This is a genomic window from Streptomyces sp. NPDC006339, from assembly GCF_040612775.1.
In the GTDB taxonomy this organism is placed as follows: Bacteria; Actinomycetota; Actinomycetes; order Streptomycetales; family Streptomycetaceae; genus Streptomyces.
The window spans coordinates 46,873-71,611 of sequence record NZ_JBEXQW010000040.1; the positions used below are offsets into that span (position 1 = coordinate 46,873).

General features: G+C 71.3%; 27 protein-coding genes and 1 pseudogene. 2 read left to right on the plus strand and 26 right to left on the minus strand.

All coding sequences use genetic code 11. The features are described from left to right. Positions 1 to 6 precede the first annotated feature (6 nt). Both ABZ135_RS28335 and ABZ135_RS28340 read right to left on the minus strand, forming a co-directional pair. On the minus strand, positions 7 to 2,274 hold the full coding sequence (locus ABZ135_RS28335; protein WP_356699426.1) for a heavy metal translocating P-type ATPase: 2,268 nt from the start codon (positions 2,272 to 2,274) through the stop codon (positions 7 to 9). A gap of 37 nt (positions 2,275 to 2,311) precedes the next feature. Next, entirely contained in the window at positions 2,312 to 2,530 is a 219-nt protein-coding gene (locus ABZ135_RS28340; RefSeq protein WP_356699427.1) for a cation transporter, read from the minus strand. 174 nt (positions 2,531 to 2,704) lie between these two features. On the opposite strand from ABZ135_RS28340, the pseudogene ABZ135_RS28345 reads away from it, so the two are divergent. Together ABZ135_RS28345 and ABZ135_RS28350 are read left to right on the plus strand one after the other, a co-directional pair. After that, positions 2,705 to 3,457, plus strand: a pseudogene (locus ABZ135_RS28345) (IS5 family transposase). Positions 3,458 to 3,832: 375 nt separating this feature from the next. After that, positions 3,833 to 4,597 carry a DUF5655 domain-containing protein gene (locus ABZ135_RS28350; protein ID WP_356699502.1) on the plus strand — a complete coding sequence of 255 codons (765 nt, stop codon included), beginning with the start codon at positions 3,833 to 3,835 and terminating at the stop codon, positions 4,595 to 4,597. A gap of 574 nt (positions 4,598 to 5,171) precedes the next feature. Here ABZ135_RS28350 and ABZ135_RS28355 read toward each other — a convergent pair. From ABZ135_RS28355 to ABZ135_RS28470, 24 genes are all read right to left on the minus strand, one after another. Continuing rightward, on the minus strand, positions 5,172 to 6,464 hold the full coding sequence (locus tag ABZ135_RS28355) for a DUF317 domain-containing protein (RefSeq protein WP_356699428.1): 1,293 nt from the start codon (positions 6,462 to 6,464) through the stop codon (positions 5,172 to 5,174). 15 nt (positions 6,465 to 6,479) lie between these two features. Continuing rightward, a complete protein-coding gene (locus ABZ135_RS28360) occupies positions 6,480 to 7,625 on the minus strand; it encodes a DnaB-like helicase N-terminal domain-containing protein (protein ID WP_356699503.1) in 1,146 nt (381 codons plus the stop codon). After that, the gene (locus ABZ135_RS28365) at positions 7,625 to 8,914 is read right to left on the minus strand and encodes a DNA cytosine methyltransferase (RefSeq protein WP_356699429.1); all 1,290 of its coding nucleotides are present in this window, start codon (positions 8,912 to 8,914) and stop codon (positions 7,625 to 7,627) included. Before ABZ135_RS28365 ends, ABZ135_RS28360 begins: the two co-directional genes overlap by 1 nt. Continuing rightward, positions 8,911 to 9,774, minus strand: coding sequence for a hypothetical protein (locus ABZ135_RS28370; protein WP_356699431.1), 864 nt, complete (start codon positions 9,772 to 9,774; stop codon positions 8,911 to 8,913). Before ABZ135_RS28370 ends, ABZ135_RS28365 begins: the two co-directional genes overlap by 4 nt. Positions 9,775 to 9,876: 102 nt before the next feature. After that, positions 9,877 to 10,479 carry a hypothetical protein gene (locus ABZ135_RS28375; protein ID WP_356699432.1) on the minus strand — a complete coding sequence of 201 codons (603 nt, stop codon included), beginning with the start codon at positions 10,477 to 10,479 and terminating at the stop codon, positions 9,877 to 9,879. Positions 10,480 to 10,510: 31 nt separating this feature from the next. After that, entirely contained in the window at positions 10,511 to 11,092 is a 582-nt protein-coding gene (locus ABZ135_RS28380) for a hypothetical protein (protein ID WP_356699434.1), read from the minus strand. A gap of 362 nt (positions 11,093 to 11,454) precedes the next feature. After that, positions 11,455 to 12,273, minus strand: a complete 819-nt coding sequence (locus tag ABZ135_RS28385; protein WP_356699436.1) for a hypothetical protein — start codon at positions 12,271 to 12,273, stop codon at positions 11,455 to 11,457. A 37-nt stretch (positions 12,274 to 12,310) separates the two neighbouring features. Continuing rightward, on the minus strand, positions 12,311 to 12,787 hold the full coding sequence (locus tag ABZ135_RS28390; RefSeq protein WP_356699438.1) for a hypothetical protein: 477 nt from the start codon (positions 12,785 to 12,787) through the stop codon (positions 12,311 to 12,313). A gap of 67 nt (positions 12,788 to 12,854) precedes the next feature. Further along, positions 12,855 to 13,667: a hypothetical protein gene (locus tag ABZ135_RS28395; protein ID WP_356699440.1), complete on the minus strand. Its 813-nt coding sequence runs from the start codon at positions 13,665 to 13,667 to the stop codon at positions 12,855 to 12,857. A 138-nt stretch (positions 13,668 to 13,805) separates the two neighbouring features. Further along, on the minus strand, positions 13,806 to 15,599 hold the full coding sequence (locus ABZ135_RS28400) for a TraM recognition domain-containing protein (protein WP_356699442.1): 1,794 nt from the start codon (positions 15,597 to 15,599) through the stop codon (positions 13,806 to 13,808). A 46-nt stretch (positions 15,600 to 15,645) separates the two neighbouring features. Further along, positions 15,646 to 16,398: a DUF317 domain-containing protein gene (locus ABZ135_RS28405; RefSeq protein ID WP_356699444.1), complete on the minus strand. Its 753-nt coding sequence runs from the start codon at positions 16,396 to 16,398 to the stop codon at positions 15,646 to 15,648. After that, entirely contained in the window at positions 16,395 to 16,925 is a 531-nt protein-coding gene (locus tag ABZ135_RS28410; RefSeq protein WP_356699446.1) for a hypothetical protein, read from the minus strand. Before ABZ135_RS28410 ends, ABZ135_RS28405 begins: the two co-directional genes overlap by 4 nt. A 90-nt stretch (positions 16,926 to 17,015) precedes the next feature. Beyond that, on the minus strand, positions 17,016 to 17,843 hold the full coding sequence (locus ABZ135_RS28415) for a DUF317 domain-containing protein (protein ID WP_356699448.1): 828 nt from the start codon (positions 17,841 to 17,843) through the stop codon (positions 17,016 to 17,018). 28 nt (positions 17,844 to 17,871) lie between these two features. After that, a complete protein-coding gene (locus ABZ135_RS28420) occupies positions 17,872 to 18,672 on the minus strand; it encodes a DUF317 domain-containing protein (protein ID WP_356699450.1) in 801 nt (266 codons plus the stop codon). After that, the gene (locus tag ABZ135_RS28425) at positions 18,669 to 19,052 is read right to left on the minus strand and encodes a hypothetical protein (RefSeq protein ID WP_356699452.1); all 384 of its coding nucleotides are present in this window, start codon (positions 19,050 to 19,052) and stop codon (positions 18,669 to 18,671) included. Before ABZ135_RS28425 ends, ABZ135_RS28420 begins: the two co-directional genes overlap by 4 nt. Before the next feature lie 22 nt (positions 19,053 to 19,074). After that, positions 19,075 to 19,437, minus strand: a complete 363-nt coding sequence (locus ABZ135_RS28430) for a hypothetical protein (RefSeq protein ID WP_356699454.1) — start codon at positions 19,435 to 19,437, stop codon at positions 19,075 to 19,077. Then, positions 19,434 to 20,075 carry a hypothetical protein gene (locus ABZ135_RS28435; RefSeq protein WP_356699456.1) on the minus strand — a complete coding sequence of 214 codons (642 nt, stop codon included), beginning with the start codon at positions 20,073 to 20,075 and terminating at the stop codon, positions 19,434 to 19,436. The genes ABZ135_RS28430 and ABZ135_RS28435 overlap by 4 nt, the downstream gene beginning before the upstream one ends. Next, positions 20,072 to 20,830: a hypothetical protein gene (locus tag ABZ135_RS28440; RefSeq protein ID WP_356699504.1), complete on the minus strand. Its 759-nt coding sequence runs from the start codon at positions 20,828 to 20,830 to the stop codon at positions 20,072 to 20,074. The genes ABZ135_RS28435 and ABZ135_RS28440 overlap by 4 nt, the downstream gene beginning before the upstream one ends. A gap of 23 nt (positions 20,831 to 20,853) precedes the next feature. Next, positions 20,854 to 21,549, minus strand: a complete 696-nt coding sequence (locus ABZ135_RS28445; RefSeq protein WP_356699457.1) for a hypothetical protein — start codon at positions 21,547 to 21,549, stop codon at positions 20,854 to 20,856. A gap of 13 nt (positions 21,550 to 21,562) precedes the next feature. Next, positions 21,563 to 21,805: a hypothetical protein gene (locus ABZ135_RS28450; protein ID WP_356699459.1), complete on the minus strand. Its 243-nt coding sequence runs from the start codon at positions 21,803 to 21,805 to the stop codon at positions 21,563 to 21,565. Between the two features lie 246 nt (positions 21,806 to 22,051). Continuing rightward, complete coding sequence (locus ABZ135_RS28455; RefSeq protein WP_356699461.1) at positions 22,052 to 22,399, minus strand: hypothetical protein; 348 nt, start codon at positions 22,397 to 22,399, stop codon at positions 22,052 to 22,054. Further along, positions 22,396 to 22,821 carry a hypothetical protein gene (locus ABZ135_RS28460; RefSeq protein WP_356699463.1) on the minus strand — a complete coding sequence of 142 codons (426 nt, stop codon included), beginning with the start codon at positions 22,819 to 22,821 and terminating at the stop codon, positions 22,396 to 22,398. Before ABZ135_RS28460 ends, ABZ135_RS28455 begins: the two co-directional genes overlap by 4 nt. Before the next feature lie 99 nt (positions 22,822 to 22,920). After that, positions 22,921 to 23,418, minus strand: a complete 498-nt coding sequence (locus tag ABZ135_RS28465; RefSeq protein ID WP_356699465.1) for a hypothetical protein — start codon at positions 23,416 to 23,418, stop codon at positions 22,921 to 22,923. Positions 23,419 to 23,463: 45 nt separating this feature from the next. Further along, positions 23,464 to 24,735 (minus strand): MFS transporter, encoded by a 1,272-nt coding sequence (locus tag ABZ135_RS28470; RefSeq protein ID WP_356699467.1) that lies wholly within the window; start codon positions 24,733 to 24,735, stop codon positions 23,464 to 23,466. Positions 24,736 to 24,739: the final 4 nt, after the last annotated feature.

Genomic DNA, 24,739 nt, shown 5'->3' on the forward strand with positions numbered 1-24,739 from the left:
TTCGCCTTACTTGTCGATGGGTTGGAAGCCTCGCAGGCGCAGGCTGTTGCCGACGACGAAGACCGAGGAGAAGGCCATGGCGGCTCCCGCGATCATGGGGTTGAGCAGGCCGGCCGCGGCGAGCGGGAGGGCGGCCACGTTGTAGGCGAAGGCCCAGAAGAGGTTGGACCGGATGGTGCCGAGGGTCCTGCGGGAGAGTCGGATGGCGTCGGCCGCGGCCCGCAGGTCGCCCCGTACGAGGGTCAGGTCGCCGGCCTCGATGGCGGCGTCCGTGCCGGTGCCCATCGCGAGACCCAGGTCGGCCTGGGCGAGCGCGGCGGCGTCGTTGACGCCGTCGCCGATCATGGCGACGGAACGGCCCTCGCCCTGGAGCTTCTTGACGACGTCGACCTTGTCCTGCGGCATGACCTCGGCGATGACCTCGTCGATGCCGACCTCGGCGGCGACGGCCTCGGCGACGGCCTTGTTGTCGCCGGTGAGCAGGATCGGGGTCAGACCGAGGGCGCGCAGCCGCCGGATGGCCTCCGGGCTGGTCTCCTTGACGGCGTCGGCGACCTCCAGGACCGCGCGGGCCTCGCCGTCCCAGGCGACCGCGATGGCGGTCCTGCCGGCCGTCTCCGCCGCGTCCTTGGCGGACTTCAGCGACTTCGGCAGCTCCATCGCCCACTCGCCGAGCAGCTTCTCGCGGCCGACGAGGACGGCGTGGCCCTCGACGACGCCCTGCACGCCGAGACCGGGGACGTTGGCGAAGTCCTCGGGCGTCGGCAGCGTGCCCACCCTGGCCGCGGCGCCGGTGGCGACGGCCTGCGCGATCGGGTGCTCCGAGGAGTGCTCCAGGGCGCCCGCGAGCCGCAGCACGTCCCTCTCGTCCGTACCGGCGGCGGTGTGGACCTTGATGAGGGTCATCCGGCCGGTGGTGACGGTGCCGGTCTTGTCCAGGACGATCGTGTCGACCTTGCGGGTCGTCTCCAGGACCTCGGGGCCCTTGATGAGGATGCCGAGCTGGGCGCCGCGGCCCGTGCCGACCATGAGGGCGGTCGGGGTGGCGAGGCCCAGGGCGCAGGGGCAGGCGATGATCAGGACGGCGACGGCGGCGGTGAACGCGGCGGTGAGTCCCTGCCCGGTGCCGAGCCAGAAGCCGAGGGTACCGAGCGCGAGCGCGATGACGACCGGCACGAAGACGGCGGAGATCCGGTCGGCGAGGCGCTGGGCCGCGGCCTTGCCGTTCTGCGCGTCCTCCACCAGCTTGGCCATCCGGGCGAGCTGGGTGTCGGCGCCGACGCGGGTGGCCTCGACGACGAGCCGGCCCCCGGCGTTCAGGGTGGCGCCGGTGACGGAGTCGCCGGCGGAGACCTCGACCGGGACGGACTCGCCGGTCAGCATGGAGGCGTCGACGGCGGACGAGCCCTCGACGACGGTGCCGTCGGTGGCGATCTTCTCGCCCGGGCGGACCAGGAAGCGGTCCCCGACGGCGAGTTCGGCGGTGGGTACGGTGACCTCGCGGCCGCCCCGCAGGACGGTGACCTCCTTGGCGCCCAGCTGCATCAGCGCCTTGAGCGCGGCGCCCGCCTTGCGCTTCGAACGGGCCTCGAAGTAGCGGCCGGCCAGGATGAACGCGGTGACACCGGCCGCGGCCTCCAGGTAGATGTTCCCGGCGCCGTCGGTGCGGGCGATGGTGAACTCGAAGGGGTGCGTCATGCCGGGCGTGCCGGCGGTGCCGAAGAACAGCGCCCACAGCGACCAGAGGAAAGCGGCGATGGTGCCGACCGAGATCAGCGTGTCCATGGTGGCCGCGCCGTGCCTGGCGTTGGTCCAGGCGGCCCGGTGGAAGGGCCAGGCGGCGTACGTGACGACCGGCGCGGCGAGCGTGAGGCTCAGCCACTGCCAGTACTCGATCTGCAGGGCCGGGACCATCGCCATCGCGATGACCGGCACGGCGAGGGCGACGGCGGTGACCAGGCGCTGCTTCAGCGGCCGCAGCTCCTCGTCGGCCTTCTCCTCGTCGGAGGGCCCGTCCTCGCCGCCGGACTCCGTCCGCGGGGGAGCGGGCTCCTCGGCGGTGTAGCCGGTGGCCTCGACGGTGGCGATCAGGTCCTGGACGGAGACGTCGGCGGAGAAGGTGACCTTCGCCTTCTCGGTCGCGTAGTTGACGGTGGCCTCGACCCCGTCCATGCGGTTGAGCTTCTTCTCGATACGGGCCGCGCACGAGGCGCAGGTCATGCCGCCGATGGCGAGCTCGACCTGGGCGACGCCTGCCGTCGTGGGGGTGCTCATGACTGCTGCTCCTCGTTCGTGATGGCGATCGTTACGGTCAGGCGCGGCCGACGAAGTCGTAGCCGGCGTCCTCGATGGTCTCCTCAATGAGCTTGTCGTCCAGAAGGGCGGCGCTGTTCACGGTCACCAGGCCGGTGGAGATCTCAACATGAACGGTGTCGACCGCGTCGAGCTCCCGCAAGGCACTGCTGACGATCGCCTTGCAGTGGCCGCTGTTGACGCCGGCGACCTTGTAAGTGGCGGAGTACGCGGACATGGAACCTCCTAGACCCTAAGGGGATACCCCCGGGGGGTATATCTAGGTTCATGTATATCGCGTTGCTCGCTTGGAGTGCAACAGCAACGAATACCCCCGAGGGGTATCGCTAGGTGTCCCGCCTGAAGACCTCCCGAGTGGTGTCGTCACGGACGGTGGGAGCTCGCGAAGCCGTTGACCCCGCCGTCGAAGGTGCGGCCGCAGGACGGCGGGACGCAGGACACACCCGATGAGACCCTGTTTGCCGCGATCGTGTACGTCCTGGTCAGTGGCTGCGCCTGGCGGGCCTTGCCACCCTGTTCCGGCATATCGAAGTCCACGGCCCATCGCCGGTTCCTGATCTGGTCGCGTGCCGGGGCGTGGGGCCGGCTGCACGAGGAGATCCTGCACCGCCTCGACGACGCCGGCTTGCTCGACCTGTCCCGGGCGGTCAGCCGACTCTGTCCGCGTCCGGGCGAAAATGGGGCGACCTCACCGGCCCGAGCCCCGCGGACCGGGGCAAAGCGGGTTACAAAACGCACGTCCTGTCGGACGCGAACGGACTGCCCCTCACTGGCGGCCTCTCGGCCGCCAACACCCACGACAGCCAGGGCTGAACCCCATGGTCCTCGACCAAACGAGACATGACCCCCACCGAGGCCGGAACTTCAAACCCCAGCGTCTGCATGCTGACAAGGTTTACGGCATACCTGAACTGCGGAACTGGCTCCGCGGAAACGTATCGGCGTTCGCATCGCACGCAAGGGCATCGAGGCCAGCGAACGACTCGGGCGCCGCAGGTGGGTGATCGAGCGGACCATGTCCTGGCTGACCGGCTACCGCCGGTTCAGCCACCGCTACGAACGACACCCCCGCACCTACCTGGCCTTTCTCGGCCTCGCCGCCGCCATCTGCTGCTACAAGCGACTCCTCCGCCTCACCGCATAGGACACGGTCTTGGTGGTGGAATTCCGCTTCAACGTGTAGTGCGTCACATAGCACCACGTTGATGATCTGGCAAACATGCAGGTCAGATGGGGTCCGACTCTTCGGGGTCGGGCCCCTTCGTTTTTACCGTGCTGGATAGGTGCTGGATTTTCTGACCTCTCGTCACCTGTCATCACCCCTCATACTCCGTACCGTGCTGGATTCGTGCTGGATGCCGACGGGCCGCGCGAGCATGTAGGGGTGCGGGCATGAGTCGGCGGTTGCGGATCCCGGCTCGGGAGGCTCTTCCGCACACGTTCTTCACAGGGTTAACGGCCGTTGCGGAAACAAATCTCCACCTGCCCGACGTTGTTGATCTCCCACGCGATATGGGGGGTGGTTGGCTTGAAGCTGTTCCGTACGGACGCAACGAGAAGCGGCGTGACTGAGGTCACGCCGCGTCTTGCCGAGGTCGAGGCTGATGTACAGGGTCTCGTCGAGAAGAACATGGAGACGCTGTTGGGCGTCCGGTTCTTGGCGAGCGAGTACGGCACGGGACCCGTCCACGGCGGCCGGATCGACTCGCTTGGGCTGGACGAGAACGGATCGCCGGTCATCGTCGAGTACAAGCGAGGGGTCGACGCCGGCGTCATCAACCAGGGCCTGTTCTATCTCAGCTGGCTGGTGGACCACCGAGCCGAGTTCGAGCACCTGGTCCGCTACCGACTCTTCGGTAGCGATCTGCTCGGGCTTGAGACCGTGGCGTCCGGCAGCAGCGGTACGCGGGTGGCCCGCCAGACTCGCCGGCAGGCGGTTGCTCGGGCGGCAGCCGACGTCCAGGGCGCGTCGATGGCGGAGTTGGCGAGCGCGGTCGACGAGGCGCTGCTCGGTCTCGGTGACGGCGTGAACCGCGTCGAGCGCAAGATGTACCGGGCGTACCAGCGGCTGCGGAACTTCGCCTGCGTGTGTCCGCCGCAGCGGAGCAAGCTCCTGGTCTATCTGAAGGTCGACCCGAAAGATGTCGATCTTGTTCCGGGCTTCACCCGGGACGTGTCCGGTCTCGGGCACCACGGGACGGGCGATCTGGAGGTGCAGCTCCGTACGCCGAGGGACGTGGAACGGGCACACGATCTCTTCCGGGCGAGCTACGCGGCGGCGTGATCGTCTGCCGCCTTGTCGGCAGTGCGCGCTTCGTGGGTGGTCTGTGGTCGTCGTCTGTTCCCTTCGACGGACGGGCAGGGCGTGGCGGTGGACCATCAATACTCCGTGGTATCGCCGGTTTGGCCAACCGGCGATTCCGAGCTATGTTCCACGGCCATGTTCTGCTCGTGACCCGGCCGGGTCGGGGCGGGTCAAGGGTCCGGAGCGGCTGGCGTCATCCGGCGACGGTTCCTTCACCGAAGCGGGGAACGTCATCGACAGCGACGTCCTGCCGCGGGCGGACGAACCGCAGGGGGTGGCGCCAGGCCCCTCGGTCGATGGCCGTGTCGGCATCCACCTCCGCGACCACGTCGGGCGCGACGAGGACCACCTCCAGAGATTCGCGGGAGCCCCAGGTCGAGGAGAACCGCACTCCAGTCCACGGGTGGCCGGACGGGGCCGGACGGAGGTGCCCGGCGATCTGGCGGGCGGCATCCGGTGAGAGGGGCACGGTCCGGCCGACCGGGCGCAGGGCACCGTTTTCGTCGTACCGGCCCAGGACGAGGCGTGTCGGAGGCTGCCGGGCCGGGGCCGACTACCGGCCGCGGGTGCGCTGGGCGGGCACGGCAGCGGGGAGCCCGCGGGCGGGCGACGGGAGCGACCGCGTGGTCGGCCGTGTGGGTGACGGAAACAGGTCGGCAGCGCTCTCGGCGAGCTCGGCCAAGAGGGGGAGGGGAACGCCGGCGGACAGGCGGATGGTCCACGCAGCTCGGTCGAGGTCCTCTCCGCCGTACAACATCCATCGGTCCGCCACGGCGTGTGGGGCGGACTCGAAGACGATGCTCCGGTCCGGCGCGGCCCAGGTGGTGCGGGCGGGGTGGCTCGCCGGGTGCCAGGCGGCGTCGTGCAGGACGCCGTCGGGGTGGTCTGCGGTGGCGAGCGGCGGGGCGTCGAGGTACTGGAGCATCGTGTGGATGAGGGAGACGGGGGTGCAGGCGGTGATGGTGGCGTGCCAGAGGCGCTCGCCGACGGGGCCGTCGTACTCCGCGATCGTCCAGGCGACGTCGGTGCGGTGCCGGGCCTCGTGGGTGAACTCGACTCGTACGGTGAGGGATTCGTGGGAGGCGATGGTCGTCTCGTCGAAGGGGCGGTACCTCTCCCACTGGCGGTCCTGGTCGAAGAGGGCGGCGAGGAACGCCTCGTGCTCGCCGGGCTCCGCGACCGGAGGCTCGGCCGCGGGCGCAGAGGTCCCCTCGGAGGTGGACGGGGTCGTGCCCGCGAGGAGCCGGCGGACGGTCTGTTCGAGGTCGGTGAGCGGGGCGGGGCCGGGGCGGACGGCGACGGAGTAGAGCCGGTGGAACTCGGCGACGGCCTCGGCTTCGGTGTCGTACGAGGTGGAGACCTGTCGGAGGTGGTTCTCCCCGTGGAGGTGGACGTGCCGGCGCACGCCGGTTGCGTACGAGCCGACGGCGACGGTGGTGTGGCCGTCGTCGGCGTGCAGGTGGATGGTCAGGCGGCCTTCGGCGATGTCGTCGTGGATGCGCTGGGCCGCGGCGCCGACCTGGCGGATCTCCGCGCGGGAGCACCAGGGCATGGAGTAGTTCGCCCAGGTCCACTCGGTGTCGATTTCCTCCTGGAGGGCGGGGTCGATCTCGGTGGTGAAGCCGTACCGCCGGAGCTGTTCGGCGGCCTGGGCGGTGTAGTGGGGCGCTTCGTGGTCGATGCGGGCCAGGACCATCGTGGTCGGGCCGGTGCTGCGGAAGCCGTGGTCGTGGAGGTGGGAGCGGGCGGCGTCTGCCGTGGGGCCTGTCGTGGTGGCGATGACGGCGGGCTGGTGGTCGGAGTGGAGCGCGAAACGGACGTGGGCGTCGGCGGGGGCGTACGGCATCGGGTCCTTCGTAGGTCAGGGGGTTCGCCCGGTGGCGGCCCGTGCGACGGGGCGGGCGGACGGCGGCGAGACGACGGGGGTACGGCGCGTCGAGGGGCCGGCGCGTGTGGTGGGCGCGGCCCGCGCTCGCTGGGACAGCGGGCGGCCGGTGGCATGCTGCCAGCGGGTACGGACGGCGCCGATGTCGGCGAGGGTCCGGCGGGCACCGGCGACGAGCTGGAACGGTGTGTTCATCGGGTCGTCGGAGTACGCCTGGATGCGGCGGGCGGCGTCGTCCACCGTGGTCAGGAGCGAGCGCATGAGGGCGCGTTGGCTCCAGTGCTCGACGGAGCCTGCCGGTTCGGCGAGAAGACGCAGTACGTCGCTCGGCTCGCTTCCGTCGTGCAGGAGGCCGCGCTGCTGGGCTTCCCACAGGACGGTGACGGGATCAACGGGCTCGTGGCGGCGGACGAGGGTGGTGAGGCACTGCCACAGACCGGCGTGCAGGGGCTGGGTGAAGTCCTCGGGCAGCAGCCACCGTACGGACTCGATGTCGGCCGGGCGGGCGGTGGCGGTTGCGAGCAGCAACTGCTCCTCCTCCGCCGCCTCGGTGTGGTCGGGCACGACGGCCGGCGGGGACACAGGCGTGCGGGGCAGGGCGCCGGCGCGTGGAGGGAAGCGTGTGGCGATGTCGTCCACGACCGCGGCGAGCGCGTCGGCCTCGGCGAGCACCGACGGGACGGGCTCCGGGAGGGTGTCGTCGTGGGCGGTCTGGAGGAGGTGTTCTGTGGCGGCGCGTAGCCGGCGGCGGGCGTGTTCGGCCTCGACCATCCGTGCGTAGGCCGCCGCGTGCCTCGGCCAGGGGCAGACCTGGATGAGGGTGTGCAGGTAGGAGGCGGTCAAGCCGCGTGCCTGCTCCCGGCCTGCGGCGAGCACCTTGTTGAGCCACGTGATGTTCCTCGCGTGCTCATCCGGGTCGGGTGGCGGCAGGGCGTTGATCGCGGCGAACAGGCCGGCGTGCGCGGCGGTGGAGAACGAGTCGGCGCAGATCCCGGTCACGTCGCCGAGGCGTCGCGGATCGAGAAGAAGGGCGCCGAGGAGGGCTTGCTCGACATGGAACACCGGCGGCGGCGCCGGGATCGTGCCGAGGTCGTCCTCGTCCGGATCGGGGCTGTGGGGCATCAAGCGGCCAGGGCGAAGTCGGTCGGGTCCAGGGTGACACCGAGGTGCGGGGCGAGGAGGTGAGCGGCCAGACGCGGGGGGACCGCGTTGCCGATCTGCGAGAACTGCTGGCCTTTGTTCCCGGCCCACGGGTAGTCGCCGGGGAAGGTCTGCAGCAGGCCGGCCTCGCGAGCGGTGATCCGGATCGGTTCCGGCACTACGGGCACGTCCCCGTCCTGCGGCGACGTCGGGACCGGTTCGGCGACCCAGGTGCACTCGTTGGCACGGTGTCCGAAGAACAGCGTGCCTGCCGGCTCCTCGATGGACCGGACGGTGGCGTTGGCCTGGTTGTTGCTGCGCAGAGACCACGACCAGCGATGCGCCTCGGCGGTGAACGTCGGCGCCGGGGCGGTGGCGGCACGGTTCTCGCGGGTGCCGTGCCGGGCCGCCCACCCTGCGCCTTCGCGGCGGGAGTTCAGGACCACTCCGTCCGGACGCGGCATCCAGGTGCCGCGCTCCCGCGCGTCGCTGAGAGTCTTGCGGGAACCCGACGGGAACGGCTCGGGCCCGCCGCCCGGCCCGCCACCGGCGCAGACGGTCGGGACGGGGCGGTCGGTCGCTCCCCAGCCGAGGGCCTCGGCCATGGACACCCAGCGGGCGCGGCCCGGCCCGAAGAGGCTCTCGGGTTCGGAAACCTGGGCGTGGGTCGGCGTCGGGGGTTCGGCCGGACGGACGCGGGAGGCGAGCAGGATCGCCCGCCGCCGGGTCTGCGGCACCCCGTAGTCCGCGGAGTTGAGGATGCCGCACCACACGGAGAAGCCCCAGGATCTCAGGATCTGCGCGTACTGCTTCCACAGCGGCAGCACGTCGGGGACCTCCTCCATGGCCACCCACTCCGGCTCGCCCACCGTGTTCAGGGCGTGGAGGTAGCGCATCGGCTCGGCCGCGAGCAGGGAGCGTTCGTCGCGACAGGCGGCCAGGAGCTTGGTGCGGGTGTCGAGGCCGGCGGCGAGATCGGCGACCGCTTGGTGGACGTGTGGCTGGTCCACCAGGCCGAGACGCTTGCCCGCCATGGACCATGCCTGGCACGGCGGCGAAGCGATGAACCCGCGGACCCTGCCGGCGAAGATCCATGCCGGGTACATCGCCACATCGGTGCGGATCGTCAGCAGGCCGGCCGCCGCCCTCGTCTTGCAGGCCCATTCGTCCCATTCCAGCCCGACGTCGCGGATCCCGAAGCGGTGCAGGGGAACGCTCCAGCCGCCGGGGCCGGCGAACAGGTCGAGCACGAGCCCCTTCGGCGGGATCACGACGCCAGACCGAAGTCGTCCTGCTCGGCGTCGCCGCGGCAGCTCCAGGGGGAGCAGCCGTTCAGCACGCCCAGCTCGGCGGCCTCGGCTTCGGCGTCGTCGAGGGCGGCGCGCTCGGCCCTGGTGACGTGGTCGATCGGGGCCTCGCCGAGCGGGACGCGCGAGCGGTGCAGGAACGCCTCGCCCAGCAGGGTGTTCCCGGTGGCGTTGGCGCGGGCGTTGCCCTTGCGGATGGCCGCGTCGAACTCGACCACGTCCTCCCACTCCGAGGGTGAGGTATCGCGGATTGTTCGCCACTGGGAATTTCCGTGATAAGGGCAGCCGAGGCACGAGGATTTCGGGGTCTCGGCCAGGCCGAGTGAGGTGAGATAACGGACGCAGTCGGAACGCGACCAGCCCATGTCGATCAGTGGATGCCGGTTTTGCATGTACTTCACGTCGGCATCCTTGGCGCGATGGAACTCGTCAGTGGATATGCCGATCCACTGCTCGACGAAAACACCCTTCGGAACCGGAGTCGGATAGGGGTAGCCGAGAATGTCGCGAATCTTCCTTTTGATCGGCTTTACCTTATATTCTCCGGTGCACTGGCGCCTCGTCATCCCAGGTCGGCCGTCTCTGTTCAGGATGTAGAGGGGCATGGAGGCGAAGCGGTGGTCCGGGTCCAGGGCGTCATCGCGAATGTTTCCCGAGGAGACCCGGAGGATCGGGATTCCGGCAGGTTCTGCTATCTCTCGCTCAAGGCGGTCGAGATGGCGGTAAACAGCTTCGGGTTCCCATCCTGTGTCGGCGAAGATCGCATAGTCGACCTTGGGGAGAATTCCTTCTGCCGAGAGTGCGAGGAGTGTGCTGGACTGCACTCCGGCTCCGAGGGAAAGGGCGCGGTACTGGGGGGAGGGGGACTGGAGAATGTGAATTCCTTGGGCGGGGTGAAAGGGGGGCGTCGCGAAGGTGTAGACGCCTCAGCGGCTCTTCGCCACGCGGGGTGTGACGGCGAGAGGCACGGGGGGAAGGGAGGGCAGAGCGGAGCCGGCCCGGAGAGCGCGGCCGGGAGTGCCGGGCTGGAGACGAGAGGGCGAGGGCATCAACGCGAGGGCAGCATCCCGGAGTTCGATGGCCGTTACCTCGAGGATCTCGTCGGCCGCCTCGCAGCACCCGGACACCGTCTCGTTGACCTCCTGGCGGGGAAGCTCCAGGTCCGACGGGCTGCCACGGTGCGCGGGGTGGGTGGTGAAGTTGTAGTGCGCGATCTCCGCGTGCATGCGGCCGAGTTCTGTCAGCGCCTCGCCCAGCGGCGCGAGGGCGTTGCTGTACGCCTGGAGCGCCGCCTTCGTCGGCTCTCCGGACATGAGGTCGGACAGGCAGTGCTTGATCTGGGCGCTCACGGCTGTGGTGATGCCGATCAGGTCCTCGACGCGGGCGGAGACGCTGTCCACGGCCGGGATCGAAGGTGCTGGCGGCAGGGTCCGCAGCTGGAACCGGAGGCGGTCGACCTGGCCGGCCATGTCGTAGAGGGCGAGTGCAGGAGTGAAGTTGGACAGGAAGGTCTCCTTGTGTGGGTACATGGGTCGGTCTATGGGCAGCAGGCGGGGAGCGTCAGCGGGTGCGGCGCGGGCCGGAGTGGGCCGGCGGTGCGGGCAGCGCGGGGGAGGCTGACAGTGGGGCGGAGGTGTGCGGCGGGCCTGATGGCGGGTAGGGCCTGCGGATGGTGAGGAGGGGATCGGGGCCGTCGGTTGAGACGCCCACGATCCGGTCTCCCGGGCGGAGCTGTCCGGCTGGTACCGCGATCAGGTCGTGCACGGTGCCGGACTCGGCGTGCGGGCTCCAGCCCAGGGCGGTCAGGGTGGACTCCAACGGGAGGTCGTAGGAGCCCATGACGTGGCGGAGGGTGCCGACAGGGATCTGCGTATGCCGGGCCCAGTCCTCCAGCCCCATGCTGAGCCCGAAGGCGCGGTGGGGGACGCCGTAGCCCAGCGTCGAGCGGTTCTGCGGCTCCTCGGTGATGGCCTGCTCTGGTTCCCACCCCTCGGCGATGCGGCGCCGCATCGTGGTAACGGTGCAGCCGGCGCGCGGGTCGACGGCCCAGTGGCTGAGGGGCTTGGTCTCGCCGAACGCCGTGACCGGCAGGGCGAAGTCGGGGCCGTCGGATCCTTTGAGCAGGGCGTCCTCGAACGTCATGCCCGCCTTCGTGAGGCGCCGGTACAGGGTGTGGTACTTGATCCCCGACTGCTCCGCCCAGCCTCGGAGCGTCAGAGTCCGTCCCTGGTACGTGTATGCCGGGACGGGCTTGTCGTGGCGTTCGCGACGGATGGCGTCCTCAGACGCCCACCCCAGGGCGAGCCGTGTCCGAAGCGCCTCGCGGCTGACCGCGCATCGCGGGTCCTTGGCCCACGCCGACAGTGCCTTGGTCTCACCGAACGCAGTGATCGGCCCCCGGGCCAGCTCCCAGTTGTAGCGGTCGGGACGACGGTCTTGAGACTTGGACGCTCGCGGTGGGGTACCACTGTCCGCAGAAGGCGCCGGGATTCCGATCACGTCGTTCACCGGCCCGTCCTTCCGGCAGTCCGGCCGGGTCGGCGTGGCGCCGATGCCGTCGGCGCGGACGCCGACTTGCCTTCAACCTCACGAGGCTCGGGTCGGCTCATCGTCGCCGCGAGGACCAGTCGGCCCATCGGTGTGGACGCGACGCGGGTCTCCTCGGCCCAGGAGACGGACGGCTCCTCGGTGATCAGGCCCAGTCGGTCGAGATGGAGGAGGACGCCCCGATCGACGGAGTGCTTGTTCAGGCCGATCCAGGTGTGGCCGTCCTCGTCGACCGCGACCGCTCCGGCGGCGATGAGCCGCAGGACCTGGTGGTGCTCGGCTGTGAGGGTGACGTGGGCGCCGACCTCGGGGATCGAGTACGCGCTGCTGTACCGGTGCATGTCGGCGGCGACCTGCTCGGCGACGGTGACGAGGTCGGTGGGGGCGGTGGCGAGCAGGTCCCGGGCCTCGTCCACGCTGGTCTGCCTGGCGTCGACCGAAGTGAACGAGGTGGGGTCGGACTCCTCGACGGCCCCGGTGAGCGCGTCGACCGCGGCCCGGGTGACGACCTGGAGCTGCGTGAGCCTGGAGCGGACCGTGTGGTCGGTGTGGTCGATGAGGGACATCGGCAGGTCTTGGTGGGTCGCGCGCACGTCGGCGGTCGTCTCGGCCAGCGATTCGATCGTGGTGCGCAGGCGGTTGATCCGCTCGGTCGCCGCCGGCGCACCGAGGGCGGGGTCGTTGAGCGTGTCGAGGCACCGCGTGTACACGGTCGCGAGGGACAGCATCTGCAGGCAGACGGCGAAGTGCGGGGCCTGAGAGAGTCGTTGGGGCATCGGCGGGGCTTTCTGGCCTGGGCGGCGAAGGTCGGCTTCAACGGTTGCGGGTCGGCGGCGACGGGAGCGGGGCCGGGAGCGGTGCGGGGTTGTGGGCCCGGCGGGCGGCCAGGGCAGCGGCGGCCTCCCGGGCGTCAGCGACGGCGGCGGTGTACTCGGGAAGGACGCGGTCGGAGATCCGCCAAGCGGCGCGGGCCGGATCGAGCGGGACGGCAACGGACGGCGGCGCGGGGAGGTGGACGGTGATGTCCTTGTTCAGACCGAGCGGCACGACCGGGCAGACCAGAGCGCGGCCTTGGCGGTGCTCGACGAGGTAGAGCAGCAGACCGTCGGGCCCCAGGAGGAGCGCCGCGGGAATGTGGGGCGCGCGACCCGGGCGGTCGTCACGGAGGGGCCAGATCCAGCCGGTGTCTATGGACTGATCGAGACGACGGTCGTACGACCGGGGCTGCGCCACCCATTTGCCGGGGAGGCGTTCAGCGGCCAGGTGAGCGAACAGGTGAAAGGGATGCATCGGGTGTTCCTCGGAGTTCAGCGGACACAGGCCCGAGCGGACTGAGCCGCGAGCGCGGGCAGGGGCGTCACCGTCGCGTACGCGCGGGCGGCGTGGTGCCCTTCGCCTTGACCGGTGCTGGCGCGGTGCGCGCGATGCCGCGGTTTTGTGTTGGACGCGCCGATAGAAGGGCCTGGGTGCCGGCGGTCGTGAGCCGTACGCCGTACCGGTCCTGCTGGATCAGCTGGGTGAGGCTGATCAGTCCCTTGTCCATGAGGGCGTCGATGGTGGTCGCCCTCATGTGCGCGTGCAGAGGGGCGATGACCTCTCGGGTGCCCGTGGTGCTCTCGTGGACGACGGCCTCACCGCGGGCGAACGTGGCGAGGCCCCTGCGCTGGGCTTCGCTGACCTTGACGGTGGGGGAGCTGGTGCCGAGGTTCTCCCGCGCCGCCTGCTCCTGTGCGTAGCGGTAGCCGTCGTGCCGCAGCAGGGCGCCGCTGACGTCCTGGACGGCCACCGGTGTTCGGTACAGGTGCGCGCGGGACTGCTTCAGCAGCTGGTCGGCGGAGGCGGTGTCGCCGTGGGCGAGGGCGGAGACCGCGTCCGACGCGCGGGCGGCGGCGTTCGAGGTGGCCTCAGTGAGGCGACGGAGGACGGTGATCGCTTCCTGGCCGTCGACGGTGGTCGCCGCGTCGGAGAGTGCTGCCTGGGCCAGGAGTTTGCCGGTGTGCAGCGAGGTCCGGTACAGGGCGCTGCCCGTACGGATGGTGTCCGCCAGCCGCTGTGGTGCCTCGCCCGGCCGCCGCGTGAGGTCGTCCAGCAGGTCGCCGCACTTCAGCAGGTACTGGGTCAGGGCCCAGAGGTCCTCATCGATCGGGCCGGGAGTGAACGGTTGTGTCAAGAAACGGGACTCCTTGGAGAAGAGAGGACGAGGGAATCGCGAGCACCGGTCCTGCCTCCCGGGCGGCGCGGCGCAGGCGCCGACGCGGCGGTTCTTGGGATCAGCGAAGGGATCCGCCAGCGGAAGGACGGGGGTCCGTTACGCGGCCTGCTCGAAGTCACCCTTGGACGGTCGCTGTTTGGCGACGGCGCGGGCGGTGATGGCTTGTGAGGCTCGGGCGGAGGCGGCGGCGAGCTCGTCGGCACCGGGCTCGGCGTACCAGGGGCGCAGGTCGAGCATGGCGACGCGCATGCCGGTGGCCAGGCACAACGCGCTGCCCTTGGGTAGGGCGCGGATGGCGTCGGCGGGCAGGATCCGCTCCTGCCGCATGCTGATCGAGGTCGACTTGCCGGACTCGGAGACCGACGTCGAGGTGGTCTCCACGTCGTGGTCGCCGATCATCCGCGAGAGCTTGTCGGCGAAGTCCGGGTCGTCGATGCCGGAGCCGATCACCTTCACCGTGGCTGCCGACCACATGGCGTCCATGCCGGCGTCTCCCCAGACTTTCTGGCCCTGGCGGTAGGACTGCAGGATCGTGATCGGGATGATGCCGCGCGACCCGAGGTGGGAGTACAGGTCGGGCAAGTCCGAGATCTTGCAGACGTTCGCGGCCTCGTCGAGGATGGCGAGCATCGGCGGGTCGAGTCGGCCGCCGGCGCGTTCGGCCTGGGCGGTCGCGGCCCGCATCACGGAGTCCGCGCACGCCGCGATCAGCGCGGAGGCGCCGCCGCCGCCGTCCTTCGACAGCAGGAACAGGGTGTCGGTGGAGGTCACGAAGTCGGCCGGCCGGAACTCGGGGACGTCCTTCTGCGGGGTGACCCAGGCAGCGATCTCACTGTTGAGGAGGGCGGCGGCGTACTGGCGGGCGGTCTCGTAGATGCCGTCCCGCGTCTCGGGCGGCCCCTCGACGGTGCCCTTGAGCTGTGCTGCGACCGCGGCGAAGCCGTGATCGCGGAGGATGTCGAGCGGGGTGCGGTCGGCCGGGAAGGCCAGCCACTGCATGATGTCGGTGATCGGCCGCTCGTCCAGGGCTGCGGCCAGGAGCAACTGGGACAGGATGTTGCTGCCGGCCTTCGACCAGAAGTCGCCCTGCTGGGAGGCATCGACGCTCGCGGCGAGGAAGTGCCCGGCGAGCCGTCCGGCACCGTCGAGGGTCTTGGCGTCGGCGAGCGGGTTCCACCACATGGTCCGCTCCGCGTGGGCGATCTGCTGCGGGTCCATCGACCACACCCGCCCCACGGCGGCGCGCGCGTCGAGGCACGCGGTGTAGGCATCGCCGGCCGCCTTGTTCGAGGTCAGCAGGACCGGTCCGGGCGCGGCGAGGATGGAGGGGATCGCCAGGCTGGTGGTCTTGCCGGAGCGCGGGGCCATGATCGCGACGGCCACATCCTCGAAGCCCATGCGGACCTCGTGACGGGTCCCGGCGAGGTTGCCGAGGAGGACGCCGGCGTCGCGCGGCTCGATGTGCTTGGCGGCCTTCAGGCTCGGCCGCAGCGAGCGCGCCTTGGACTCGATGGCCTTGGCGAGCAGCGGCTCGATGTCGCGGGCCTTGGCCATCCCGTCGACCTTCTTCTTCCCGCCACCACCTCGGTTCTTGTACCGCAGCCATACGGCTCCGCCCGCGGCGGCGAGCAGCAGCGTCACCAGTACGGGGATGACGCGGGTGGTCAGGAGCAGAGACGTTTCTCCGGCCTGCGGCCACAGCTGCTCGGGGCGCAGGAGAGCATCGGCCGGCCGGTAGGGCGCCCAGGGGCCGGTGCCGGTGGCCCAGGCGGTGAGGTTGCCGGCGAGCCAGGCGATGGAGGCGAGGGGGAGGCCGACGGCGAAGCCTCCGAGGAGGACCTTCAGGGCTATGTCGTAGCCGTCGGAACTGGAGGAGGGAGCGGAGCGCAAGCGGTGGTTCCTTGAACGGTGCGGACCCTAGTGGGGCGAGGGAGCGTCAGCGGGCGCGGCGGGGTGCCGGCGGCGGGGTGGGAGGCGCGGGCGGTGGCGGACTGGCGCGGCGGGCGGCGAGGCGCTCGATCCGCTCGGGCAGCGTGCGGGCGACGCTCTCGGCCGGCCACTCCTGCCAGTGCAGGGTGATCCTTCGGCGGGAGAGGCCGACGGTCTGCTCGTGGGAGCGGCGTACTGGCTCCGGATCGGCGAGCGCCTGCAGGAACGCGGCCACGAGGACTCGGGGTGTGCCGCTGCTGAACCAGGCTTTCCACACGGGGTCGTCCTCGTCGAGGCTGGCCGTGACACGCCAGTTGCGGCTGCCGGAGAGATTGAAGTGCTCGCCCCTCACGCGGCCGTCCGGCGAGCGGAACTCCCCGTTGCGAATGGAGTGCCATCCGGCGTCCCACAGCGGCTGGTAGGGGGCGGATATGGCCCGCGCGTTGTAGCCGGGGTCGGTGAGCGCGTCGGTGACCGAGGCGATCAGCTCGACGGGTGTCCCGCTGTCGAAGGAGGCGTTCCAGACCGATCCGGTGCGGCCCTCGCGATGCGAGAGGTGCCACCACGGCTCGTTCGGATGGGGCTCGAGGCGGAGCATCGACTTCTGGTCGGGGCTGGTCAGGATGACCCGGGGCATGAGCGGGTCGTGGCCGTGGCTCCACCCGGCGCCGGCGTGCAGGGCAGCGGTGACCCAGGCCGGGTCCCCGGGGCCGGCGAGGTAGCGGGGGGAGATGAGCGCCTGTTCGACCTTGACGCTCACCCGCGCCTCCCCGCCGGGCGTCGTACCGGTGACGTCACCGGCGCCGGTACGGCACCCAGGATCCGTGTCGGCGCCTTGAGGGCGACGGCGTGGATGTCGAGGAGGACCCGGCCCTGGGTGGCCCAGGTGTCCAGGGAGTCCCACGCCTCCTCGTTGCGCTCGGCAAGAGAGTCGACGAACTCCTCCTGCGACACCGGCGGCAAGACCCGTCGGGCTTCACGGACTTCGGCATGCGCGCGCTGGAGCGTCTCCAGCTTCTCCAGGGCGCGGGCGAGCTCGGCGAGCTGCCACGCCCATCGGGGCTCGATGTCACCGGCGTTGATGTGCTGGAGCTGGACGGCGGCCGTGGCGAGCAGCTCCCGGGCCGAGGGGCGGACCTCCTGGAACGCTCTCCAGGTCTCGGAGTCCCGCTGGACCATGCGCCAGCCGTACGACACCTCGTCGTACGGCCAGCCGTCGGCGTCGGTGTGCTCGTCGGAGTAGGCGTCCCAGGCGGTGAGGATCGCCTCGCTCTCGACCAGGAACACCTCCAGCCGCCTCAGCAGGAGGGCGTGCCGGTCGGACGGGAAGGTGGTGGACGGTGTGGTCAGGGTGCTTCCTTGTGTCGAAGGCGGTGGTCAGCGGCTGCGGGCGGGCGACGCGACGACGGGTGTGTTCGGCGCCGGCTTGGCCGCGACCGGCGGCGTGGAGGGACGGCGCCGACGGGCCTCGGCGAGACGCTGTTGGTGCGCGGTCACGATCTGTTCGCCGATCACGATCTCCCGGCCCACGGTCAGGTGCGGGCTTTCGTCGATGGCGAAGCGCGGGCGCGGCACGGGTGCCGGGTCGGACAGGGCGGTGGCGACGGCACCGAGCACATGGCCGGGCGTTCGGATGTCCAACGAGGCACGCCACAACAGCCCCTCGGGCCCGTACGGTCCCCGGTGGCGGGCGACCTCGATATCCCAGCCGCAACGGCCCATGGAGGGCGAGATCCGCTGCTCGACCTGCGCGGTGCAGTCGGGCGACATGATCCGGTGACCGCCGAGCTCATCGGTGGTGTGCTCCCAACCGCGTGTGGTGAGGATGGCCGCGAAGTCTTCCCGGGAGGTTTCCTCCGGCTCGGGGAGCAGGAGGGTGTCGGTGAGTCCGGCGACGATCTCCACCGGCGTGGAGCCGCTGAACGCGGCGTACCAGTTGCTGGGGCCGAATCCGCTGTGCACCGTCCACCAGTTGCGCGTGTACTGGGCGGACGGTTTGAAGACCAGCTCGTGCTGCTGGTCGGGGCTCTGCATGCGGATGTCCGGGTGCAGAGGGTCGCAGGGCGTGCTCCAGCCGGCGGCGCGCAGGGCGTGTGTGACGTGCCGGGGGTCGCCGGGGCCGGCGAGGTAGCGCGGGGAGACCGGCGAGCCGAGCTTGTTCGTGTACTCGTTGGCGAAGGCGTCGAGCTGACGCCAAGTGATCACGGTGGTCCTCCTTCTGTCTCAGGACGGGTCAGCGGCGGGTCCGGGCGCCGCCGGCTGGGGTGTAAGGGCGGGGGGTGGAGCGCGGCCGGGAAGTGCGGGCGCTGTTGCGGGCCCAGGTGGCGGCGCGGGCGGCCGTGATCCGGGCCTGCTGCCACGCGCTGAGCTGGGAGGGTTTGACGGAGACCGACCAGGTGCGGATCTGTGCGCTCAGCGGAACGCGTCCGCGCGGACGCATCACGGGGTCGGGGTTGGCGAGTTCTGCCGAGAAGGCTTGCACCAGGTGCATCGGCGTGCTCAGCGAGAAGTTCGCGGTCCAGCCGTTGCCCTGGCGGTCCTTCGCCCCGGTCCACCACATCGCCTCGCCCTCGGGGCCCTGGTGGTACTGCATCCACGCAGTGCCGTCGGGGCTGGTCGCGGTGTAGTGCTCGCCCTCGAATCGCGTGTACCAGTTCTGCTCCTGCAGCGGCGCCCAGACGTTGGGGGCGTGCGCGGAACGCGGACGGGTGAGGGCGTCGGTGAAGCCGGCGACGATCTCCACCGGGGTCTGCCGGCCCAGGTGCGCCGACCACTCGTCGCTGTGAGCGCTCGCAGCGCCGTGGACGGTCCATCCGCCGGGCAGGACGTAGGGGTCGTAAGAGATGCGGACGGCGCGGTCCGGGCTCTCCATGGCCAGGGGACCGCCGGTCTTGGAGTGGTCCCGCCATCCTGAGGCCCGGAGGAACTCTGAGACGTGGCGGACGTCGCCGCCGCCGGCGAGGCCGCGGGGATGGACGAGGTAGTGCTGCTCGGCCTGTTCGCCCGGCCCCCAGCCCTGCCACGTCCTCTTCATCGGTGCCGCCGGATGACGAGCGGGGCGGGCGCCGGTGGCTTCGTCGCTGTTGCGGCGGGCTGGGCACCGACCCGACGGAGGGTGGCACGGTGTTCGTACAGGTCTGCGCCGATGGCGTCGAGGTCGTTGGTGGCCCGGCCGAGGGCGAGCCACACCTCGGCCGGCAGCACGCCCCGCTCGGCCTGCGCCTTCGCGAACGTGCTGCTGACGGACATGAGGCCGGTGACGCCGTCGAGCAGTCCGTCCTCCGGGTCGAGGACGTGAGCGATGACCTGCACTGCGTCGTGGGGAGGGAGCTGGGCGAGGTGGTCGGTCAGCTGGCCGAGCTGCCGGGCGATCTCGTCGGCCAGGCGCACGGCGTAGGGGGCGGGTTGGGACATGCTGCTCCGGGGCGGTGGGCGGTCAGTGGTGCTGGTGGTGTACGCGCTGGGTCTCGGCGAGGCCCCCCTCCGGGCGGGCGCCGGCCAGCGGGGAGACCTGGTTGGGGCCGGTCGGAATGCAGGCGCGCAGGTAGCGGCGGAACAGGGCGGTCGCGAGGCGGGGCTTGAGCAGGGAGGTGATCGGTGTGGGTGTACGGGGTGCTACGGGTTTCTCCGGAGGTCGAGCGGGGCGGGGCAGGCGGCCCCAGCCGAGGCTGGGGCGCTCGAACGGTCTTACGGGGTGCACCGGGTTGGTGCGGGGCGCGAGGAGGAGGGGACCGGTGCCGGAGTTCCGCGGCGAGGCGGGCCGTACGGGCGCGAGCCTCGTGTGCGGCCTGCCGGTCAACGGCGGCGGGCGGCCGGGGACTGGGCGGGGCCCGGGGGCAGCGACGGCGCGGCCGGCTCTCGCGGAGTGCCGGCGACGTGGTCGCGGGCGAGCCGGATGAGGTACGCAGCGTGGGACAGCGAGTCCGTCGTGTCCCCGAGCCGGGCCACGGGACCGGCTTCCTCGCCATGGGCGTCTTGGCGGATCGCGGCGTTCCAGGCCCCGACCACGACTTCCCGGACGAGGGGAAGCAGCCCGTGGACCGGTGCGGCGATCTCGGTCAGGACCTCGGCCACCTCACTGCTGGTCTTGGCGGCGAAGGTCCGCTCGGCGAGCTGGGCGAGGTAGCGCCGGGCCGTGTCCCCTTCGCCGTCCGGTGTCGTCAGCGTGTTCAGGGCGGGATCGAGGTGGACGCTGTGGCCCACGGTGAGCAGGGCGTGCGCGGCGGTGGTCGCCTTCAGGCGCTGTTGCTCGAAGGGCAGTGCCTGAGGGAGCCGGTGGTAATCACCGCGAGGCCCGGGGGCGGAGAGGAAGCCGCTTCGCTGGAGGATGTCCGCCGCCCGTTCGGTCCCGCCGATGGCGACGACCAGACCCGTGCGGGGGTCCTGGGTGATGGTGACGTACTCCAGCACCCAGAACTCGGGTTCCTTCTGGCTCATCGAGCCCGGACGGCCGGGGCTCGGGTGCCGGCCGTAACCGGGGGCACGGATGCCGGGGCCGAGGTGGGCACGGTCCGGCCGGCCGTGTGCTGGAGCGCCGTGCCGATGCCGAGCGCTTCGAGCTGGGGGCCGATCGCGCGCAGGGCACGGGCCTGCGCCTGGGTGTCATCCGCGCCGAGGCGGTAGATGCCGCTCTGCGGGTCCTGGATGAAGCCGTTCGCTTCCAGGACGGAACCGGCCTGGTCACCGACGGGCGCGGTGGCGACGCTGCCGTCCGGCTGCCAGGTCAGGACGACCCGGTCCGGCTGGGAGGGCTGGATGCCGCCCAGGGCGTTGTCCCGGACCTGGGCGAGGGCGCTGTCGTAACGGACAAGGAGGTCGCCGGCGACCTGCTGGGCACTCAGGAACGGGTCGTCCGCCAGGGCGATGCCGTTGGGCTCGGGGACGGCGCGGTACCCCTCGTTGGGCAGAGCGCGCGGGGCGACGGCGGCGACGAGGAAGCCGTCGCGCTCGTCATGCCGCTCAAGGAGGACGAGCTGGGCTCCGTCCCGGCGGCTCAGGACGGCTGCCTGCCGCAGAGGATGTTCGGCGAGGGAGGCGGCGACCAGGTCCAGGTCCCAGATGCGATCAGCGAGTTCGGCGAGATCGTCCTTGGCGACCGGCGGAAGGTAGGAGCTGGTCCAGGTGTCGGGGAGTTCTCCGGCGAGGACGTCGGCGTACGAGGCGAGGCGCTCGGAGATGTCGTGGTCGTGCATGGTGTCCTTGGGCGAGGTGAGGGTCAGCGGCGCAGGCTGGCGGCGGCCGGGAGCGGCGGGGCCGGCAGCGCGCGCGGCGGGGGCGGGCAGGCGCACACGGCGGAGCGTTCGCGTTCGGTGGCGGCGACCTCTTCGGTGCAGGTGCTGCGGCCGGGGTGCGGGACGTGCCGGTCGGCGAGGGCGTTGCGGGTGTGGGTGAGGTCGCTGCGGAGGACGCGGAGGTGCTCGTCGGCGAGGTAGCGCAGCCGCAGGGCGGTGTACGGGTCGGACGCCTGGCCGAGCCCGTCATGGAAGTCGGCGGTGGCAACCAGCACTTCACCCAGAGCGGTCACGATGCCGTCGTGAGCGGCGGTCAGCTCGGTCAGCACATCGGCCACTTCGTCGGTGGTGGTGGCTTCGCGGATTCTCTGGGCGAGGTGAGTGACGGAGGCGCCCAGCGGCAGGTAACTGGCTGGACGGGCGTCGGAGTCGAAGTCCTCGTGACAGTCGACGTGGTACCCGGCGGCGCGGAGCCGTGCGACGGCGTTGCTGGCGAGTCGGGTCTCGTCTGGTTCGGCCAGGCCGGTGGGGGCGCGGTGGTAGGTCTCGTGGAGACGGACGACGGCGACGAACCCGGCGCGCTGGAGGATGCTGTGCGCTTCGGCGTCACCGCCGCGCGCGAGGACCTCGTCGGAGTGCGGGTCGCGGCGGATGTCCAGGAAGCGGTCGGCAAGGGGCAAAGAGACGTTTCTCCTACAAGGTTCGTTGGACGGGGCGCTGGACGGTGCAGGGGGAGGTCGCGGCCCGGGGCTGGACCAGGTGGTCGGCGGTGGCGTCCAGGTCCTGCTGGATGGCGTGCAGGCGGCGCGCAATCAGCTCCAGGCGGTGCGCGGTGTCTCTGCCGGGCTGGGAGGCGATCAGGTAGGCGACGTGCTCGACGAGTTTGCGGACCATCGCCAGGGCGCCGGCCTGCTCATCGGCGAGCTGCGCGAGCACGCTCGCGAGCTGAGCCGACGCCGTCTGCGCGAGCCGGGAGTCGGTCCGCGCGGACGGTGCCGTCGAAACCGGGATCAGCTGCAGGTCCTGTTCGATGCGGCGGGCTTCTGCCGCGAGCCGCCGCAGGACATCGGCGGGCGGGGCGTGCCATGCACCGTCGAGGTGGATCAGGTTGGCGATGAGGTCCAGGCGCCGGGGCTGGGCCTGGACGGCGATCCACCGGCAGCCGTGTCCCTTGCCCGGGATCTAGATGCCCGCGGCACGGGCGAGCCGGTGGGCGACCTCGGCCCACTCGGGGCCGCTCAGATCCCGGTCGTCGGGATGGAGCCGGACGTCGAGGTGGAGGATCGCCCGCCGGTCGTCGTCCGGACTGGCAGTGAACAAGTGCTCCAGATACGGGTCTTCGAGATGCGCGGCCCACTGGATGGTGGCCCAGGTCTTCTGCTCGTCACCGGACGTGTAGCCGTCCAGTCCCGCCCAGTGACCGACGACCGTGTGCTCGGTCAGGCTCTCGTGGGGTGAGACCGGGTGCCCGAGTGCCTTGGCGAGCGGACCGTACGGGGTGTGGGTCCACTCATGCAGACGCGGGATCACCGACCGGCCCGGACGTCGGCCACGTGCACCAGCTGGCCCACGGCAGTGGTGGTGTACCAGCCGCAGTCGATCAGGGCGTCGTCGCCGGGGTACTTCGGCAGGAGGGCGTCCTCCATGGCTCGCAGGTGGATCAGGCAGTCCGGGCAGCGGCGCGAGAGGTGCACGAGGTACCGGGGGTGGGCGGTGACGTAGGACTGCTGTCCGCCGGTCGCGTCCCGCAGGCGCCAGCCGTCCTCGTCGGTCGGCAGATGCCAGGACGGTGCGACCACGCGCATCGCGTCGCCCCACAGCTCGCCACCGGCCATACCCTTCAGGACGACGACCGTGTCACCGGCCTGAAAGTGGGCGTGGGTGACGTCCCGGTCGGGAGTGAGCGGGTCGGGAGTGAGGGCGACCACGGGGTCGGGCGGGAGCTGGGACATGCGATTCCTTCCACGCGGGGCGGATGCGGTGGGAGGAACAATGGTCCGGAGGATCGCCGGTTTGGCTAACCGGCGATCGTCGGCTATGTTCCGCCCTCGTCAGCGGAACGGGTTCTCCGTCCCGTGGTCGTCCTCACCGGCGGCGTCGAGGAGTTCGAGCAGGTCAGAGCCCTCCGCATCGCGCTGGTCGATCCACCACCCGGCGCGGGTGATCAAGCGGGCCTTGTCTTCCAGCTCCGCCCAGTCCGCCTCGTCCCACGACCCCTCGACGACTAGGGCGGTGTGCGCGGAGAGCATCAGCTGGTGGCGGGATCGCTCGCCCCAGTCCAGGGCCTTCTCCGGTCCCTCCAGCTGCGGCATGTCGAACTGGTTCGCCCACGCGGCGGCAGCCTCCTGCTCCGCGGTTCGCTTGGCCGCGAGCCACTCCTCCTTGGACTGCGTGTCGGCGTCGCGGGCCGCCTTCCAGCAGTCGGTGCAGTCCCGGCCGGCGAGCCAGCGAGCGAAGCCGGCCCGCCGGTCGGCGGGGCGGTCTGACAGGTCATGAATCACCTGGTGGGAGCACGCGTGCTCAACAGTCCACTTCGTACGGACGGCCATAGATAGATCTCCTCAAAACGGTTGGAAAAGGGGTGGTGTCGTGGATCAGGGCGTCTTGTGTCGGCCTCCGGGCGGGCGACGGTGCCGGCCGCGGCGGTCCTGGAGTCCGGCGTGCCCGAGGCGTCGGCGTGCGGCGAGCAGGACGACGAGCGTGAAGGCCGCGCCGGCGGCAGGGAGCGCTGCGGTGGTGAGGGGCTGCTCGGCGAGGCGCCCGGCCAGGGCGGTGCCGGCTGACTGTCCGGCGCCGATCGACAGGATCAGCCACGCGTACGCCTCGCTCGTGCGACCGGCGGGGGTCAGGGCGTCGGTGGTCACGTAGGCGCACGCGACCACGACGGTCAGGAACACACCGGGCACGGCGACCGCGGCGGGAGTCGCGTGCGGGCCCGGGAGAGCGAGGAGCGGGAGCCAGCCGGCCAGGAAGAAGGTTCCGCCGCAGATCAGCCGATCCGTGGTGGTGCTTCTCCAGCGGCGGCGTCCGTAGAGGAGGCCGCCGAGGAAGCTGCCGGTCGAGAACGCGGCGGGCAGGATCCCGGAGAGCAGCTCCTGCCCGTGGTGCTCGGCCATGGATATCGCCCACACGTTCATGGCCCCGATCGCGAACCCGATGCCGGTGAGGGAGACGAACAGCATCACCAGGCCGGGGCTGGCCAACCGGTGTGCCACCCCGGCCGGGGTTTGTGCGGACGGTGTCGGGCGCCAGCGCCGGGACGGCGGCGCGAAGGCGACGACGACGGTGCCGACCAGGCCGAGGGCGGCGGTGACGGAAAGTGCGACGGGAGGGGGGTACGAAGCGGCGAGCGCGGCGACGAGGAGGGGGCCGGCGATGTACAGCAGGCCCTGCGTGCCGGTGTCGAGGGCGAGCGCGGCGTGCCGCAGCCGCGAGTCGGGCAGCACACTTGGCCACAGCGCCCGGAGCCCTGCCTCCAAAGCGGGCGTGGTCAGGCCGCCGACGACGACGATGGCTGTGGCCAGGCCCGGTCCGCCGTACGGTCCGGCCAGCGGGAGGGCCACCAGGAGAGCCGAGTTGAGCAGGGCGGCCGGAAGATGGACCGTGGTCTGGCCGTAGCGGTCCATGAGGCGCCCCTTGACCGGTTGGGCCAGCGCGGACGCGAGCCCGTACAGGGCGCTGAGCAGCCCGCCGAAGGCGATGCTGCCGCCGCTCGTGGTGGCCCACAGGACGATGGCGACGGGCGCCATGCCGTTGGGGAGGCGGCCGACGAGGGTGCCGCCGAGCAGGCGGGCGACGTGCGGGCTGCCCAGCACCGCGCCGTAGGTGATGCGCGGTGCCGGGGCCGGGGGTGCGGTCGGGGACAAGAAG